Below are 16,993 nucleotides of genomic sequence, written 5' to 3'. Positions count from 1 at the left end.
TCGAACACGACTTAAAATTAAACGAGTTAAATTTTTAGGATTACCTTTTAAATAACTTCTTTTTAAATAGACGTGTCTGTTACGCTGCTTTGATTTTTTGTGTTTTAATGACTTATTTTATAGGCTCGCTTTCAATGTAAAAATTCTCATCAACTTCGAGATCCCCAATAGTACTCGCAGCTTTTAGTTTCTGCCATTTTGCATTAGGCTGAATCCATTGTGTCTTCCCGTTAATATCGATTCGTACTGGCATATCAAAGTCCTCTACAATATTTACATAACGATATTTTAAAGTCTTGCCTGATATTTTAAGCTGTAACTTTGGTATTTTAACAGTTCTTAAATATTGATTGAAAAAGGCTGTAAGATCTATACCTGACTTTTCTGAAATATAGCCTTCAATTTGTTCTGTAGTTACAGTTTGATGGTAAAATTCTGAGTTTAACCCTCTTAGAATTGAGCGCCACTTTTGATCATCATCGATTAACTGTCTAAGAGTGTGTAGCATGTTAGCTCCCTTGTAATACATATCCGATGAGCCACTAGAATTCACATTGTATTGTCCAATAATAGGAGCGTCATTAGCGATGTTCTTACGAATACCAATTACGTACTCGGAAGAGGCTTGTTTTCCGAAATAATAATCTAGGTATAAGTTTTCTGAATAAGAGGTAAAACTCTCATGAATCCACATGTCTGCGATATCCTTATAGGTGATGTTATTAGCAAACCACTCGTGGCCGCTTTCATGTATGATGATAAAATCAAACTTCAATCCCCAGCCTGAACCCGAGACATCCCGCCCTAAATATCCATTTTCATATCCATTTCCATAGGTGACAGAACTTTGGTGCTCCATACCTAAATAAGGGACCTCTACTAATTTAAATCCATCTTCGTAAAAGGGATACGGACCAAACCAGTATTCGAAAGCTTCAAGCATTTTAGAGGCTTGGGTGAATTGTTTTTTTGCTTTTTCTAAATTCGGCTTTAAGACATAAAAATCAAGCTGAAGCTCGCCATTTTCACCATTAAAAATGTCGTCAAAATGTACATAGTCCGCTATATTAAGATTAACTCCATAATTATTAATGGGGTTTGCAACCGACCAGTGATAGGTCTTGGTTTTTTCCTCTTGGTTGTGATCCACCCCGATGAGCTGACCATTTGAGACATCCATCAGATCTTCTGGAACCGTGACACTGATTTTCATACTATCCACCTCATCATACATATGATCCTTATTCGGCCACCATACACTTGCGCCTAGACCTTGACAAGAGGTAGCAATAAAATGTTGACCAGATTCGTCCTTTTTCCATGAAAGTCCACCGTCCCATGGTGCTCTAACGGCCTCTTTAGGATGTCCAGAATAATGTACTGTAATTTCGTTGGTCTGCCCTTTAATTTGGGGTTTTTTTAAGGTTACAAAATGTGCGTTTCCTACACTTTTAACCTGAAGAATTTCACCATCTTGAATTACTTTATCAATCTTTAAGGGTGGTTGAAGGTCGACTTGTAGTTTTTGATATGGTTTGAGTACTTCATACCTTATAATATTAGACCCTGAGATAAATTTATCATCTGGCTTAACATCAACCTTAAGATGATAGAAGTTTAAGTCCCACCATTCTCTCTCTGGGGTTATACTGCCCCTAAGGGTGTCCTGCAGTGTGAAATTGTGATTGTGTTGTGCCCATGCTCCGCTACAGATTAGTGCCAAAGCCAGAAGTACGCTTTTTTTCATAATATTCGTAAAAAGTAATAATGGCAAATCTAATTAAATTGGTTAAACCAAACGAAAATTATTCAAAATGTTAGTACTTTTTAACAGCGAATTTCAAGGAGTATCATTTAAAATATTAAGTATTCTATTCCATGATTTATCATGAGCTTGCTTTTCCAATTCACTTGCCTCCTTGTTCGCACCCTGTCGCATGTACGCATGACCCGCGCCCTTGTAAATTACAGGAGAATATGTTTTTTGATACTTCTCCATAGCTTGCTTGGTATCTGGAATACTGGCATTTACCCGATTGTCATTACCCCCATAAAACCCATATATTGGGGTTTGTATGTGGGAGAAGGTTGATTTATCCTTGGGTGCAGTCCCATAAAATACTAAGGCATTTTCTAAATTAGGATTTGCGATGGCATAATTAAAAGCCTGACTTCCTCCCCAACAAAAACCTATTACCGAAACCTTTCCTGTGGAAGACTCAAGGTTTTTTACATACTCATAGCTGGCCTCTAAATCCTTTATAACTTGGAGACTATCCAGGTTATAGATGGCTTCACGTGCTTTGTCGGAGTCCTCAAAGTCAGTGGTGCGAACAATGCCCTCCACAGTATTTGAGAGTAGATCTGGTGCAATTACTAGATAACCCTTAGCTGCAAGTTGATCTGCAAATGAACGTGCCCAATCGTTTAAACCTCGATTTTCATGAATGACAATTACCGCATCAGTAACAGCATTGTGTTCTGGATATACTACAAAAGCTTTGAAGGTCCTTGTTCTCTTTTTAAATCCACCCACTCATGATGGCGCTCAGAGCTTAAAAGTGCGGCGGTATCTGGGTCTTTGGCAGTGGTTGTGGATTTATCGTCTTTCTTTTGATTCGTGTTGCAGCCTAGAAGTAAAACTGCCATAAAAAGATAGGTGATATTTGTTTTCATCTTTGGTGGTTATTTAATGGAAACTAAAGATAATTAAAAAATTAAACTATTGATAATCAGTCCTGTTTGTTTTTGTGTTAAAAATAAATTTGATTTTTGGTGCAATTCACAGAATATAATACGGATTTCCGCAGTGTTTTGTGGGATAGTAAGCTGCCTTTTTAATTAAAATTTTATAACGAATTAACCTACAATTAATTAGTATAATTATACATAATTGTTATTTTCGTTAGATTACATAATTCATCATATTATCAGTAAACAAAGCTAATCGAAAGGTAAAGAACCATAAATTTATTAAATAATTTACCTTTTCTTAAAATATCCTTGATAATAATAAATATAATTTATACCTTTAATATCTCAAGGTGGATTATAGTCTGTTATGTTCTTACGATTATAATCTATTTTGTCGGCTATTTTTAACTAATCTTAAACAACAAATCATGAAAAAAGAATGCTATTCCAAGCGGAATCTCAGTCCGCATTTGCTATCGTTGTTTTTTTTGACTTTTTTCTGTCTAATCGGCACTACCATGGCACAAGCTCAACAAGGAGTTAGTGGTACGGTAACTGCAGCCATGGATGGCACACCATTACCAGGTGTAAGTATCATTGTTCAAGGTACTACAAATGGTGTGGTGTCTGACTTTGACGGAAATTACCAATTAAACAATGTGAGTCCAGATGCAACACTAGAGTTTTCTTACATTGGATTTGTTACCCAATCGATTGCAGTGGGTGGACAATCTGAAATTAACGTGGCCATGAATGAGGATCTTGAGCAATTAAGCGAGGTTGTCGTAGTGGGTTACGGGGAACAAAAAAGAGAGGCCATTACGGGCTCGGTAGTGAGTATTAGTACCAGTGATCTGGTCAAAACGCCTACTGTGAACGTTTCCAATGCCATTGCTGGACGTATGCCTGGGGTTATTGCTACACAAAGTAGTGGAGAACCGGGGTATGACGGATCAACTATCCGTATTCGAGGGACAAACTCCTTCGGTGATAGTAGCCCACTAGTTGTAATTGATGGTGTGCCTGCTCGTGAAGGTGGTTTTGCTCGACTTAATCCTGCGGATATTTCCAGTATTTCTGTTTTAAAGGATGCTTCTGCAGCGATTTATGGAGCGCGAGCTGCAAATGGGGTTATTTTAGTAACAACTAAACGTGGTAGTACTGGAAAAACGAGTGTTACCTATACTGGTAATATTGGATTCTCCCAGCCGACTGTAATTCCAGAATTAGCTGGAGCGGTGGAATATTCCGAAATGCGAAATGACTTAGAGATCTATAAATTGCCCGTAAGTCAATGGAGTGATGCTACAACGGCTTTTCGTGAGACAGGTACCTATACGCGCCCTGATGGAAGTACTCTGACAGCGCCCTTTTCTCCTGAGGATAGAAGGTTGTTTGCCAATGGTTCCGATCCATGGGGGCACCCAGATACGGATTGGTTTGATGAAACTATGAAAGGATGGTCTATGCAAGAACGTCACAGCCTTCAGTTAGATGGCGGAACTGAAAATTTCAGATTCCTTTCTTCTTTGGGATATCAAAACCAAGATGCTTATTACAAAAATTCAGCAACGAACTATCAACAGTTTGACCTTCGTATTAATTTGGATGCCAAGGTGAGTGAACACATCAGCACACAAATAGGTGTTGTAGCTAGACAGGAAGATCGTAATTTCCCTACCAAAGGTGCAGGCGCTATCTTTAGAATGTTAATGCGTGGAATTCCAACAGAACCAGCGTATTGGCCCAATGGAATGCCAGGACCAGATATTGAATATGGTGAAAACCCTGTGGTGATTACTACCAATCAGACCGGGTATGATAGAGATCGTAGATACTATTTACAAACAAATGGAAAGGTAGATATTAAGATCCCAGGTATTGAAGGATTAAAATTTACAGGTACCGCTGCTATTGATAAATATATTCAACAGAGAAAACGTTGGGAGACTCCATGGTACCTATATACTTGGCAAGGAGATTACCAAGCAGATGGAGTGACACCAGCTTTGGTAAGAGGAAAAAGAGGACCAGCAGAACCAAACCTACGACAAGAAAACCAAGACCAGCTAAATATACTTCTTGGTGCCACTCTTACCTATGATCGGACCTTTGGGGAACATTCAATAAATGTGCTAGCTGGAACCAATAAAGAGACCATTCGTAATGACAATTTCTTTGCCTACAGAAGATATTTTATCTCCGAAGTGATTGATCAGATGTTTGCTGGGGGTGATGCAGAGAAAGATAACGGTGGTGGAGCATGGGAACGTGCTCGATTGAACTACTTTGGTAGAGTCGCCTATAATTTTAGTGAAAAATATTTATTTGAATTTTTATGGCGTTATGACGGGTCTTATATGTTCCCTGATGATAGTCGTTATGGATTTTTCCCAGGAATTATGGTTGGATGGCGTATTTCTGAAGAAAACTTTTGGCGAGAAAATGTTCCATTTGTAAATTCCTTAAAACTAAGAGGATCTTGGGGACAAATGGGTAATGACAACATCTATTACGATGGTTCATTACAAGAATACCAGTATTACTCTACATATGGTTTCGGATCCTATGTTACCAATGGAGGAGTTTCAAAATCCCTTTATGAAACACGCGTTCCTAATCCACTTATTACCTGGGAGCAGGCGGATAATTACAATATTGGACTTGATGGTCAGATGATGGACGGTAAATTGTTCTTTGAATTCGATGCGTTTTTAAATAAAAGAAGTAGTATTCTTTGGAGACGAAACGCCTCTATTCCTCAATCTACAGGAATGAGTCTGCCCGCTGAAAATATTGGAAAGGTTGAAAACAGGGGATGGGAGTTTAATGTAGGTTATAATGGAAGAATAAGTGAAGATTTTAATTTCCAATTCGCTGTAAATGGAGGGTATGCCAAAAACAAAATAGAATTTTGGGATGAGGCTCCAGGAGCACCAGATTGGCAGAAATCAACAGGTAGGGCTATTAACGCTGGTCTGTACTACATTTATGATGGTGTTTTCAAAGACCAAGCGGACATTGCAGCCAACACCCTTGATTATAGTGATATTACAAATAATCTTCGCCCTGGGGATATGAAATATAAAGATTACGATGGAGACGGAGCTATTACTCCTGATGATAGAGTTCGAAGAGATATGAATTCCCAGCCTACTTTCCAAGGAGGGGCAAACTTGCAAGTTCGATATAAAGATTTTGACCTGACCGTACTTCTTCAAGGTTCTGCTGGGGCAGAAGTTCCGATTTTAACCTATGAGTCTGGAGCTATTGGGAACTACTTAATGGATTTTTACGAAAATCGTTGGACAGTAGACAACCCAAGTAGCGTACACCCAAGGATAACTGACCGTAGTGATCAATATTACTCAGATGGTAATACATACTGGCTGAGAGATACGGACTATCTACGTTTGAAAAATATTGAGATAGGATATACACTTCCTTCAGAGGTGGGAGAGGAAATAGGTGTTTCTAATCTAAGATTCTACCTCAATGGGCTTAACGTTGCAACATGGAGTAAAATGAAAGTAATGGATCCAGAGTCTGTGAATTCAGTTGGGCATTACTATCCTCAGGCACGTATAATTAACTTTGGTATGTCCGTAACCTTCTAAAAACATTTGTTATGAACACTATAAAACAATATACTTTAAGGATATGCGTACTTCTGCTTTTTGTCGGAGTGACCTCCTGTAACGATGATTTTGTAAATACAAAACCTTTAGATGAGGTTCCTGATTCTGATACCTGGTCAGATCCAGCATTATCTGAAGCCTTTGTTCTTGATATTTATAATGGATTTGGACAAGGTGGATTTGATGAACAGATGCAGGCTTCACTAACTGATGAATCGCTCTTTACGCACTCAGGTAGGGGTATTAATACCATTACCGAGTCAAGATCCAATCCCGTTGATCAAGGATGGATTAATTACAATTACAATTGGACGGATATGTACAGACGTATTCGTGCTACCAATATCGCTTTAGAAAACCTAGAAGACCCTCTTTTTGACAATCAGCAGGTTGCTGATAGATTAGTAGGGGAAGCTCATTTCTTAAGAGCTTTTTACTATCACCAATTACTACGTTACTATGGCGCAGTGCCGATTGTGGATAAGGCATATGGACTTAATGATGAAGATTATCTTCTTCCTAGAAACACCTATGAGGAATGTGTGAATTTTATCATAGCAGATTGTGATAAAGCAATTGATTTACTTCAGGGACAGCCTACTGCTACAGGACGTGCTACAGATGTAACTGCCATGGCACTTAAGGCACGTATGCTTGTTTACGCCGCTAGTGATCTTCACGATATTCCAACTGCTTCGGCAAATTCAGCCACAATCGGGGGGTATTCAAACCCTGAATATTTAGGGTATGTGTCAGGAGATCAAAATGCGCGTTGGCAAAAAGCAAAAGCAGCTGCTAAAGCTGTTGTTGATAAAAATTTAGGATATAAATTGAACCTGACAGAACCAGCAACCCCTGAAGAAGCAATGGATAATTATCTCGCATTATCTATGGGAGGTGGAAGCGCAGTTGCTGATGCTTCCGCTGAAATTGAACTTATTTTAGGACGGTATTTCGTGGATGAAAAAGATGAGGCAGGTACTTGGATTGGACGTGCTAATGGACCAAACGGTTACCATAACTGGTCTGGAAATACCCCGACTCAAAATTTGGTAGATGATTATGAAATGATCGACGGTACCCAATTTGATTGGAGTAACCCAGACCATGCAGCTGCGCCATATGAAAATCGTGATCCACGTTTTTATATGACCATACTTTATGATGGAGCAGACTGGAAACCAAGAACTGCAGATGTGGTAGGAACTGACCCGTATAACCAAATCCAAACTGGACACTATGAAGTCATAGGGGCAAATGGAAATGTTGTAGTATACGATGGGGTGGATACACGAAACAGTTCCATTGAGGACTGGAATGGTAGCTACACGGGATATACGATGCGTAAGTTCATCGATCCAGATCCTGCGATTGTTAACCAAACTGACCGTCAAAAAGTGCCTTTTCCAATGTTTAAATATACAGAAGCGGTTCTTAACTACGTAGAGGCTTGTATAGAACTTGGAGAAGATGCTGAAGCCAGAACATGGCTTAATAAAATTAGATTCCGTGCAGGACTTCCTGCAGTTACAGAATCTGGTGAAGCTTTAATGGACCGTTATAGAAATGAGCGTCGTATAGAACTGGCCTATGAGGAGCATCGTTTTCATGATGCAAGACGTTGGATGATCGCTCCAACAACTCTTGGAGAGCAGGTACAAACCATTGATATTTTTGGCGAGTTGAAGCCAGGAGCTAATGTTGAAACCTATGGTTATAATACGGATAATTATATATATCACTACAATGTCTACAATCTTGATCCAGGTATTGAAAATAGACAATGGTTGGATAAAATGTACTTTATAAGTATTCATAGAGATGAGATGAATCGTAATGATTTGTTGAAACAAAACCCTGGATATTCAGAGTAGAACATCTTAATTCAGCTAAATTTTGTATGAGTGCCTAAAAGCACTCGAGCCAAGCCCGGTAAACTTTAATTAAAAGTGCCGGGCTTGGCCTTTAATAAGCCTTAATTACTTGGGCCTTTTTTATTTAAGAATCGTTGTTGGTTTTGGGGAGAACCAATGGCAAAAGAACCCTTTGCTTTAATTTTAATACTGTGTTAATAGCTAGAACTTTCTTTTAATCCTGCTGATAATTGATTAATTTTAGATCTGCTATGAAAGATAAAAAAAGAAACGGATTCGTATTCACCACATTTAAAGAGCCTGAGCAGACTCCTTTTGAAAAGCTGTTTGAGATCTTTAAAGAGCTCATCACACATACTTCAGGAGATTTTGATGAGGCTATCGATTGGCTTAGGGAATTGGACCAAGAGTACCAACTAACTGATGCTAATTATACCATTGACGATTTTATTGAAGATCTCAAACGAAAAGGGTATATACGGGAAGAAATCGATCCTAATGGTGGAGGTTCCTCTGGTGATAAAGGAGGGTATTCCATTACAGCAAAAACAGAGCAACTTCTTCGAAAACATGCTTTAGAGCAAATTTTTGGGAAGCTAAAAAAGAGTGGTTCAGGAAATCACCGAAGTAAACACATTGGGCAAGGAGATGAATTAACTGGAAACTTACGGGAATATAGATTTGGAGATGCTCTTGAGAAGGTGAATATTTCAGAGAGTATTCGAAATGCGCAGCGTCATCATGGTTTTGATTCATTTGCCATGGGTGAGGATGATTTGGTAGTAGAGGAAACCCACCATAAAGCCCAGATGAGTACGGTACTAATGATTGACATTAGCCATAGTATGATACTCTATGGTGAGGATCGTATTACACCAGCAAAAAAGGTTGCTATGGCTTTGTCTGAACTGATCACTACGCGATATCCCAAAGATTCGTTGGAAGTGTTGGTATTTGGTAATGATGCCTGGCCGATACAAATCAAAGACTTACCTTATTTAAAAGTAGGCCCCTATCATACCAATACAGTTGCAGGCTTGCAATTAGCCATGGACATGCTAAGGCGTAAACGCAATACCAATCGACAAATTTTCATGATTACTGATGGTAAACCTAGTTGCGTTCGAAAACCAAATGGTGATTATTATATGAACAGTGTGGGCTTGGACCAGTATATTGTGGATAGGTGCTATACCATGGCCAGGCAGGCAAGAAAGCTACAGATTCCCATTACGACTTTTATGATTGCCCAAGATCCTTATTTAATGCAATTTGTAAGACACTTTACAGAAGCTAACAAAGGCAAGGCCTTCTTTACAGGCTTATCTGGATTGGGAGAAATGATCTTTGAAGACTACGAAACAAATAGAAAAAGAAAAATTCGATAGTATACCTGATTCCTTGAAATGGTGATTATCAAATAAGCAAAATAGATATAATGCAAATAGACAAAATAACTAACCTTGGAGAATTAAAGGCCGCTGGCTATCAAAGCAAAACAATTAAAGAGGAGCTCCGATCAAATTTAATAGAGAATCTAAAAAATAAGGTTAACAGTTTTGAAGGGATTCACGGTTATGAAAATTCTGTAATTCCAGAACTAGAAAGAGCGATACTTTCCAAACACAATATAAATTTATTAGGACTCCGCGGCCAGGCTAAAACAAGACTTGCCAGAGCAATGGTGAAATTGCTTGATCCATGGATTCCAGCTGTTAAAGGATCCGAAATCAATGATGATCCATTTAATCCTATTTCGCGCTATGCTATAGAACTCATCAAAGAAAAAGGTGATCAAACTCCGATTGTTTGGATTGAGCGATCTGAACGCTTTTTTGAAAAATTAGCAACACCCGATGTAACTGTCGCAGATTTAATTGGAGATGTCGATCCAATAAAGGCTATGAATTTAAAACTTTCTTATGCTGATGATAGGGTTATTCATTATGGGATGATTCCAAGGGCAAATCGAAGTATATTTGTTATCAATGAATTACCTGATTTACAAGCCAGAATCCAGGTATCCTTATTTAATATACTTCAAGAGGGAGATATACAAATTAGGGGTTTTAAGTTACGTCTTCCATTGGATCTTCAGTTTGTCTTTACCGCTAATCCAGAGGATTATACCAATAGAGGAAGTATTGTAACCCCACTTAAGGATAGGATTGGTTCACAAATTCTTACCCATTATCCAAATAGCCTTGAGGTGGCCAAAGAAATAACAAGGCAAGAAGCGAAACTAGCTGAAGTTCAAAAATCCGCAGTATACGTACCACAGCTAGTCTATGATATATTGGAACAAATTGGATTTCAGGCTAGGGAAAGTCCATATATAGATCCAAAGAGTGGTGTTAGTGCTCGTTTGAGCATTAGTGCTCTCGAAAATCTAATCAGTACCGCTGAAAGACGGATGTTAAAAAGTGGAGCAACCCATACAAGCGTTCGACTTTCAGACTTTATGGGAGTAATACCTGCCATTACTGGAAAGGTAGAATTGGTTTACGAGGGAGAACAAGAAGGTTCACTTTTTGTAGCTCAGGAGCTCATTGATCAGGCTATTGAAAGTTTATTTCCGAAGTACTTTCCAGAGATTAAAAAACTAGAAAGGCCAGATCAGCCGAATGCCTATGATGAGGTTGTGCAATGGTTTTTCGCTGGTAGTGGTCTTCAACTTTTTGACGATACGTCAAATGAAGAATATCAAAGTGAGCTAAACCAGATCGAACCCTTAGAAGCTCTTGTTGAGAAGTACCAGCCAGATTATCCAAAAAAGGATGTTAATTTTTTAAAGGAGTTTGCACTTTGGGGTATGGTGGTATTTAAAAAGTTAAGTAAACGAAGAGTTTCTGAAGGTTATCAGTTTAAAGATCCTTATGGAAGTTATATCTCCGATCTTTAATTCTCGATGGAATTAGTCTTTGAATTAATAAAATAGTATAGCAAAGTGGTGGTAACAGATACCGATTGCTTTGCTATTTTTCTTCCAATTGTGTTAGCCACCGCTCAAGCATTGTAGGCCAAATATCTATGTGTTGGTTTGTGATACCAAGGCCAAAGCCATGTCCGCCTTTAGGAAATATATGCAGTTCTGAAGGTATTTTATGTTCCTGTAACCCTTGGAACATCTTAATACTATTGGCTACATCTACCACATCATCATCCTGGCAGTGAACAAGAAATGCTTGTGGAGTATTTGAATCAACTTGTTTGTCACTCGAATACAAAAGTTGAGTTTTTTCGCTTGGATGTTCACCCAGCAAGGATTGCATGGAACCTTTATGCGTATAGGCTTCTTCCATACTTATAACTGGATAAATTAGAATCATAAAATCGGGACGAGCGCTAATCTGATGATAAGGATCATCTTGAGGGAAAAGGTCCATGTCGTAATGCGTTCCAAGGCTAGAAGCTAGGTGTCCTCCTGCGGAGAACCCCATGATTCCAATTTGATCCGGATCAATATTCCAACGGTCTGCATTTTTTCTCACCAACTTTATAGCACGTACAGCATCACTTAGAGGAATTTTATTTTTAAAGTCTCCCGTATGTCTTTTAGGCATCCTATATTTTAAAACAAAAGCTGTCACCCCAATACTGTTATACCACTTGGCAATCTCGGTGCCCTCCAAATCATAGGCTAAACCATGGTAACCACCCCCAGGACAGATAATCACTGCCTTTTTACTGCGATGTTTATTGGTAGGGGTAAAGACCTCAATGCTTGGTGATCTGATTTCAGTAATCCAAAGAATGTCATTCTCTGTATGGATTTCCTGTGGAGCATCCATAATCCCATGTGGTACTCCTTCGGGATATAAAGGAATGGTATTTTGGGCAGTTAGTGTTACACTTATACCGAGCATCAAACAAAAGTGAATTATCAAACTAATTATAGCGGCTTTTTCGCTCATTTAATTTTGGGTGTTTGCGTTGGAAATATTGGTGATTCCTTTACCTTCATTACTATAAGGGAATGTGGTGGGAGCCGCCTGAATACATTGTTCTATAAACTCCACATAGGTTGCTTTCCCATCATTGAGAACGCCTCTTGGAATTCGTTCATTTTCACTGTGAATATTTTTAAGGTAGTCTCTTGATATGCTAATTGGTACTGTTGTATAGGTATTAATTCCTTTAGCTCTAAACAATCCTGCATCGCTTGTATTGGGTAAAATAATACTTAGTACTTCTGCTTCAGGATAATTTTTTAATATAGCTGCCTGCATATGTCGGTAAAAGTCATTGTCGGGATCCGAGGATTTCATTTTAGGTGTTTTGTATATGGTAGATACCTCTATGTTTGAATTCTTCAATCTTTTTTTTATGTCTTCTAAAAAAGCATCTGCATCGGTTTCAGGAAGCAGCCTACAATCCAATAATGCCGTAACTTCAGAAGGGATGACATTTACAACATCGTTTTCACTGTCTATACTGGTCAGGGTGATGGTGTTGGAAAACAGTGCGAATAACTCTGGTTGTTTTCTCAGCTGCGGAGTTATAAACATTCGAAATAACTTCGGATGACGCATTGCAAATCCTGTTAAGCCTTTTTCTAAAGCTCCAATACTTTTGAGCATTCTAACATTCAAGTCGTTGTAAATAGCCTTTTGCTTATGATCTAAGAGGTTGTTAAGGGCCTTGACCATTTCTTTATTTGCATATTGTAATGGTGTTACTGATCCGTGTGCTGAAGAATTTATTTTTAATTTTAATTCAAGCCAAAGTGGTCTTTTATGTGCCACTGAAATTGGAAAGAGAACTTGGTCTGGATTGGTCAGTAAGACACCCTCAAGAGAAGGTGGGCCCTCGCCCAATACCACTACAGGATTCAACAGATCCAAATAGTTTTCGATGACATATTCTGCTCCTCCCTTACACTGGGTTTCTTCGCAAGAAACGGCTAAAAATGTGACGTTAAAAGGGAGTTGTGTGTCTTTGTACTTCTGAGCAATTTCAAAAATACTAAAGAGTTGCATCATTGCATTCCCTTTGTTGTCAAAGGTGCCTCGACCCCAAATTTCATTTTGTGTAATTTTACCTGAAAAGGGATCTTCTTTCCACTTGTCTATATCTCCCGCAGGTACCACATCAATATGGTTTAGCATTACAATATTTGGCAGTTTTGATTCTAGAGGGTATAAGGATGCTGTGAAATTATAATTCCCATCGGTGTTGCCCATCTGCTTAATTTGCAGTCCATTTTGGATGCAAACGCTTTTTAGCCATTCGCCTGCTTGTTTTTCATTACCACTAACAGAATTAAACTGTACATATTTACTAAGGTAATTTTCGATTGTGGTTCCGTTGATCTCACTGAGTGAAATCTCAGGTGAGTTTATAGGTGCTTGAGAGCACAAGCCTTGGTGTAGTAGTACTATACAAAGTAAACTAATGCAGTATTTGAGAGATAATTGCATAAAAAGTTGATGTTGGGACCAATATATTGATTATTGGTAAATTTATAATGATTAAATCTAAATATTATTAATACAGTTGGATGGAAACGGGTGGGTGGTTAACTAAGGAAGGTATATGTGCGGGATTACAAAGATAAGATAATTTTTAGTGGACCTGAGTATTATTAATATCTTTGATATCTATTGTGCCGAGAATTAATACATCCTTAACATTAAAGAGCAACGAAACATACCAGGTCAACCTTCAGTGGTCATTTCTTACTTAAGAGTAGGTAGACTATTATATTGGTCCTTAATATTGTTTTTTGCCGAATCATGGATTTATGGGCATCAGCTTTTTATATCCTTAGAGCAAAGAGGGGTATTGGCCATTATCTTTTGGCTTTCATTTTTTCTGTTTTCTTTTCTTCATATTTTTTTAGTTTTGGCAGACGGATGGTCTAGGTTTCAGAATTACAAACGGGTGAAAGATCAATTTTTCATCTATGGTTTTCAAGGTCGAATCGCTGAAAACTATATCGGATCTAAATGTCAGCGTAATGCGGCCATTGTTGCGGCGCAGGAATTAGGGATTGATGATGAGTTAGAAAACTACTATAGAAAAAGAGGCGTGAAATGGTTTCATTATATTCCGTATTTTATGATTAGAGATCCTCTTTTTCTTTTTAAAAATAATTTTTGGTCCAGAACATTTCTGGAAAAATCATATACCCCCAAATTTGATTATAAAGCACTACAATACGAATCAGTTCCATGAATTTATCAGTCAAAGACATCAGTAAACGGTATGGGAAGGTCATCGCACTTCACAAGGTCAGCTTGCAATGTGCGAAAGGAGAAATAGTTGGACTTTTAGGTCGCAATGGTGCTGGGAAAACGACCTTGTTTAAAATATTGTTCCAATTGGTCGAACCAGACTCTGGCCAAGTGGAATTTTCACCTTCAAAGCACAAGACTTTGGGTGGTATTATTGAAAAACCTGGATTGTATGGGTACTTAAATGCCTATGATAATTTAAAGGTGTTTTCACGTATGCAAGGCCTTAGGTTGTCAGAAAAAGATATTGAGCTTTGCCTTCAAAGGGTAGGGTTGCCGATAGATAGAACTGACCAGGTTCAGAATTTTTCGATGGGAATGAAACAACGACTCGCCATTGCAATTGCACTACTGAATCAACCGAGTTATTTGGTGTTGGATGAACCTTTTTCTGGTCTAGATCCTATTGGGATAAAAGCGATAAGTTCTCTAATACTCGATGTAGTAGCTAAGGATAAAATAGGGGTTCTTATTGCCTCTCATTTGGTCGATCAGCTCAGCGCTATTAGTGATCGCATTTATGTGATCAATAACGGAGAAATTATCAATTCAGGAGAAACCCAACAGCTTATAAAGGATCACAGTTCTTATTATACTTTATATGCCTCCAATATAGGGGAGTCTGAGAGTTTGAAAAAGTATCAAGCTGAAATTTTTCCAACCAAGGCAATTATTCAGCTTAAGGGCCATCAACTAGTCGACTTATTGCAAGAGTTACAGGAAGAAAATATAGAAATAACTTCTTATGTCCCTGAGGTTGATTTTGAAAAATTATTTGATGTGAAAGCTTAGATGAGAAATTTGTTAGCGGTAGAGATTTTTAAACTTATAAGGCAAAGTAAAACATATTACGGACTCTTTGCTATATTTTTTATTGAACTTCTTGTGGTTGTGGCTGCATATTTTCAAGGAAACGATATTCTTGATCTTCTTTTAAGTAATTTAAAGGATTCCTTTTATTTTGAGGGAAACCTGCTTAATGGAAACTTGATAATCTATCTTTTGTTAAATATGTTATGGTTTCACTTACCGCTAATTTTAATGATTCTTGTAGCTGGTACCCTGACTTCAGAATTTAAAGATGGGACGCTACAATCCGTGATGCTGCAACCGATCTCTAAATGGAAGTTTATTCTAAGTAAGTATTGTGTTGTAATTCTCTTTACCCTAATTACTGTACTGGCTACAGCTATTACATGCTTTGGGGTTGCCTATTTTATTTTTGGTCATGGTGATCTAGTGGTGTATTTGGGTACTTTGAATTTTATAGAATCTTCCTTAGCACAAGAAAAATTGATATATGCTTTTTTATTTGGCGCACTTTCTATGGTTTTTTTTAGTGTTGTAAGCCTTACTTTAGCGGTTATTTTAAGAGAATCAACTAAGACTTGGATCGTAGCTGCGCTTTTTTTAATACTGAACAATGTTCTGATGAAGTTCGAACTTAATAATAATTTTTATAACCATTGGTTCTTTCCTAAACTCAACAATTCTTGGCAGTTATTTTTTTATACCGAGGTGCCCACAGGGCTTATAGTTCATAACGCCTTGGTTCTTGTAGGGTATACGGTTCTATTTATGCTGGTTGGTTTAATGTTATTTGTTAAAAGAGATATTGGATGATGGGAAAAATAAAATATTTAAAACTATTGTTAGTGTTGTTTTCTAGCAGTGTAGTTGCACAAACTGCAGAGCTTGAGCTTAGCCGTATTGAGAATCGCTTGGACAGTATTGAGAGTTTTTCGGCTCAACTTTCTTTAGAGTTGGATATTACATTTATAGAAATGCCCAAAAAACAAGCAAAGCTATATTTTCAAAAAGGTAAACCCTTAGAATTTGAATCATCTGAGTTTGTTATGCTACCCAAAAAGGGGTTGGACTTTACCATGCAAGAATTATTTAAATATCCCTATATAGTTGTCGATAGAGGCCATAAAACAAAAGAAGCTCAGACATATAGGGAAGTAAGCGTTATACCACAAGACCGCAAAGCAGATTTTGCTATTGCCACCTTGCTTATAGATGCAAAGAAAGATCGCATTATTCAATCTGAAATTAGTACAAAAAAACATGGAACCTATCGCATCGATATGAGTTATGACTCTGCCGATAGTGCGCTTCCAAGTTTTATTACTGTGTCCTTTGAGATCCAAGATGTGAAGTTGCCTATTCAATATTTATCGAAAAATACAGATATGTCAATTGACAAAAAATCTGCTGGTAAAGAGGGGATACAACAAGGGGCTATTTATTTGACCCTTACAGATTACAAGATAAATTACATCGAATAATCATATTTGAAGATGTAAGTTAGGGAATTTCCAAAAACAAAAAGGGCCCTTTAATTAAAGAACCCTTTGTCTATACAACCTAAATTTTATTTCTTATTGAGTTACCCACTCTCCGTTTTCGTTAGCGAAAAGGGTACCAGCCTGATCACCAATTTGAACGTCTAATTTATAGGTACCTTCTGCATTTTTATATGCTTTTGAGATAGCTGCATCTGGATAATCAGCTGCAAGAGCTTCTTGAATAGCTGCTGGAACTTCCT

13 protein-coding genes are annotated in these 16,993 nt (G+C 37.9%); 8 read left to right on the top strand and 5 right to left on the bottom strand.

Features of this window, described 5'->3' with window-relative positions; translation table 11 throughout:
- Positions 1 to 112 precede the first annotated feature (112 nt).
- From I215_RS13380 to I215_RS16405, 3 genes are all read right to left on the bottom strand, one after another.
- A complete protein-coding gene (locus I215_RS13380; RefSeq protein WP_008992519.1) occupies positions 113 to 1,747 on the bottom strand; it encodes a M1 family metallopeptidase in 1,635 nt (544 codons plus the stop codon).
- A 93-nt stretch (positions 1,748 to 1,840) separates the two neighbouring features.
- Positions 1,841 to 2,536: a dienelactone hydrolase family protein gene (locus tag I215_RS13375; RefSeq protein WP_008992518.1), complete on the bottom strand. Its 696-nt coding sequence runs from the start codon at positions 2,534 to 2,536 to the stop codon at positions 1,841 to 1,843.
- Positions 2,491 to 2,676: a hypothetical protein gene (locus I215_RS16405; RefSeq protein WP_008992517.1), complete on the bottom strand. Its 186-nt coding sequence runs from the start codon at positions 2,674 to 2,676 to the stop codon at positions 2,491 to 2,493. Before I215_RS16405 ends, I215_RS13375 begins: the two co-directional genes overlap by 46 nt.
- Positions 2,677 to 3,212: 536 nt before the next feature.
- Here I215_RS16405 and I215_RS13370 point away from each other — a divergent pair.
- From I215_RS13370 to I215_RS13355, 4 genes are all read left to right on the top strand, one after another.
- Positions 3,213 to 6,311: a SusC/RagA family TonB-linked outer membrane protein gene (locus I215_RS13370; RefSeq protein ID WP_008992516.1), complete on the top strand. Its 3,099-nt coding sequence runs from the start codon at positions 3,213 to 3,215 to the stop codon at positions 6,309 to 6,311.
- 11 nt (positions 6,312 to 6,322) lie between these two features.
- A complete protein-coding gene (locus I215_RS13365; RefSeq protein WP_008992515.1) occupies positions 6,323 to 8,206 on the top strand; it encodes a RagB/SusD family nutrient uptake outer membrane protein in 1,884 nt (627 codons plus the stop codon).
- A 251-nt stretch (positions 8,207 to 8,457) separates the two neighbouring features.
- A complete protein-coding gene (locus tag I215_RS13360; RefSeq protein ID WP_008992514.1) occupies positions 8,458 to 9,594 on the top strand; it encodes a vWA domain-containing protein in 1,137 nt (378 codons plus the stop codon).
- Positions 9,595 to 9,644: 50 nt separating this feature from the next.
- Positions 9,645 to 11,108 carry a hypothetical protein gene (locus I215_RS13355; protein WP_008992513.1) on the top strand — a complete coding sequence of 488 codons (1,464 nt, stop codon included), beginning with the start codon at positions 9,645 to 9,647 and terminating at the stop codon, positions 11,106 to 11,108.
- Between the two features lie 73 nt (positions 11,109 to 11,181).
- Here I215_RS13355 and I215_RS13350 read toward each other — a convergent pair whose 3' ends face one another.
- Both I215_RS13350 and I215_RS13345 read right to left on the bottom strand, forming a co-directional pair.
- A complete protein-coding gene (locus I215_RS13350) occupies positions 11,182 to 12,120 on the bottom strand; it encodes an alpha/beta hydrolase (RefSeq protein WP_008992512.1) in 939 nt (312 codons plus the stop codon).
- On the bottom strand, positions 12,121 to 13,626 hold the full coding sequence (locus I215_RS13345) for a M20/M25/M40 family metallo-hydrolase (protein WP_156800282.1): 1,506 nt from the start codon (positions 13,624 to 13,626) through the stop codon (positions 12,121 to 12,123).
- A 463-nt stretch (positions 13,627 to 14,089) separates the two neighbouring features.
- On the opposite strand from I215_RS13345, the gene I215_RS16515 reads away from it, so the two are divergent.
- From I215_RS16515 to I215_RS13325, 4 genes are read left to right on the top strand one after another with little or no spacing between them, the layout of a single operon-like run.
- On the top strand, positions 14,090 to 14,383 hold the full coding sequence (locus tag I215_RS16515) for a hypothetical protein (RefSeq protein WP_237738968.1): 294 nt from the start codon (positions 14,090 to 14,092) through the stop codon (positions 14,381 to 14,383).
- Positions 14,380 to 15,234: an ABC transporter ATP-binding protein gene (locus I215_RS13335; protein WP_008992509.1), complete on the top strand. Its 855-nt coding sequence runs from the start codon at positions 14,380 to 14,382 to the stop codon at positions 15,232 to 15,234. Before I215_RS16515 ends, I215_RS13335 begins: the two co-directional genes overlap by 4 nt.
- Positions 15,235 to 16,065 (top strand): ABC transporter permease, encoded by an 831-nt coding sequence (locus tag I215_RS13330; protein ID WP_008992508.1) that lies wholly within the window; start codon positions 15,235 to 15,237, stop codon positions 16,063 to 16,065. It begins immediately after the preceding gene.
- Positions 16,062 to 16,733, top strand: coding sequence for a hypothetical protein (locus tag I215_RS13325; RefSeq protein ID WP_008992507.1), 672 nt, complete (start codon positions 16,062 to 16,064; stop codon positions 16,731 to 16,733). The genes I215_RS13330 and I215_RS13325 overlap by 4 nt, the downstream gene beginning before the upstream one ends.
- The last annotated feature ends 260 nt before the right edge of the window (positions 16,734 to 16,993 follow it).

The organism is Galbibacter marinus, from assembly GCF_000300875.1.
In the GTDB taxonomy this organism is placed as follows: Bacteria; Bacteroidota; Bacteroidia; order Flavobacteriales; family Flavobacteriaceae; genus Galbibacter; species Galbibacter marinus.
The sequence above is the reverse complement of the archived record's forward strand: the minus strand, read 5'-3'. Positions and strand labels throughout refer to the sequence as shown.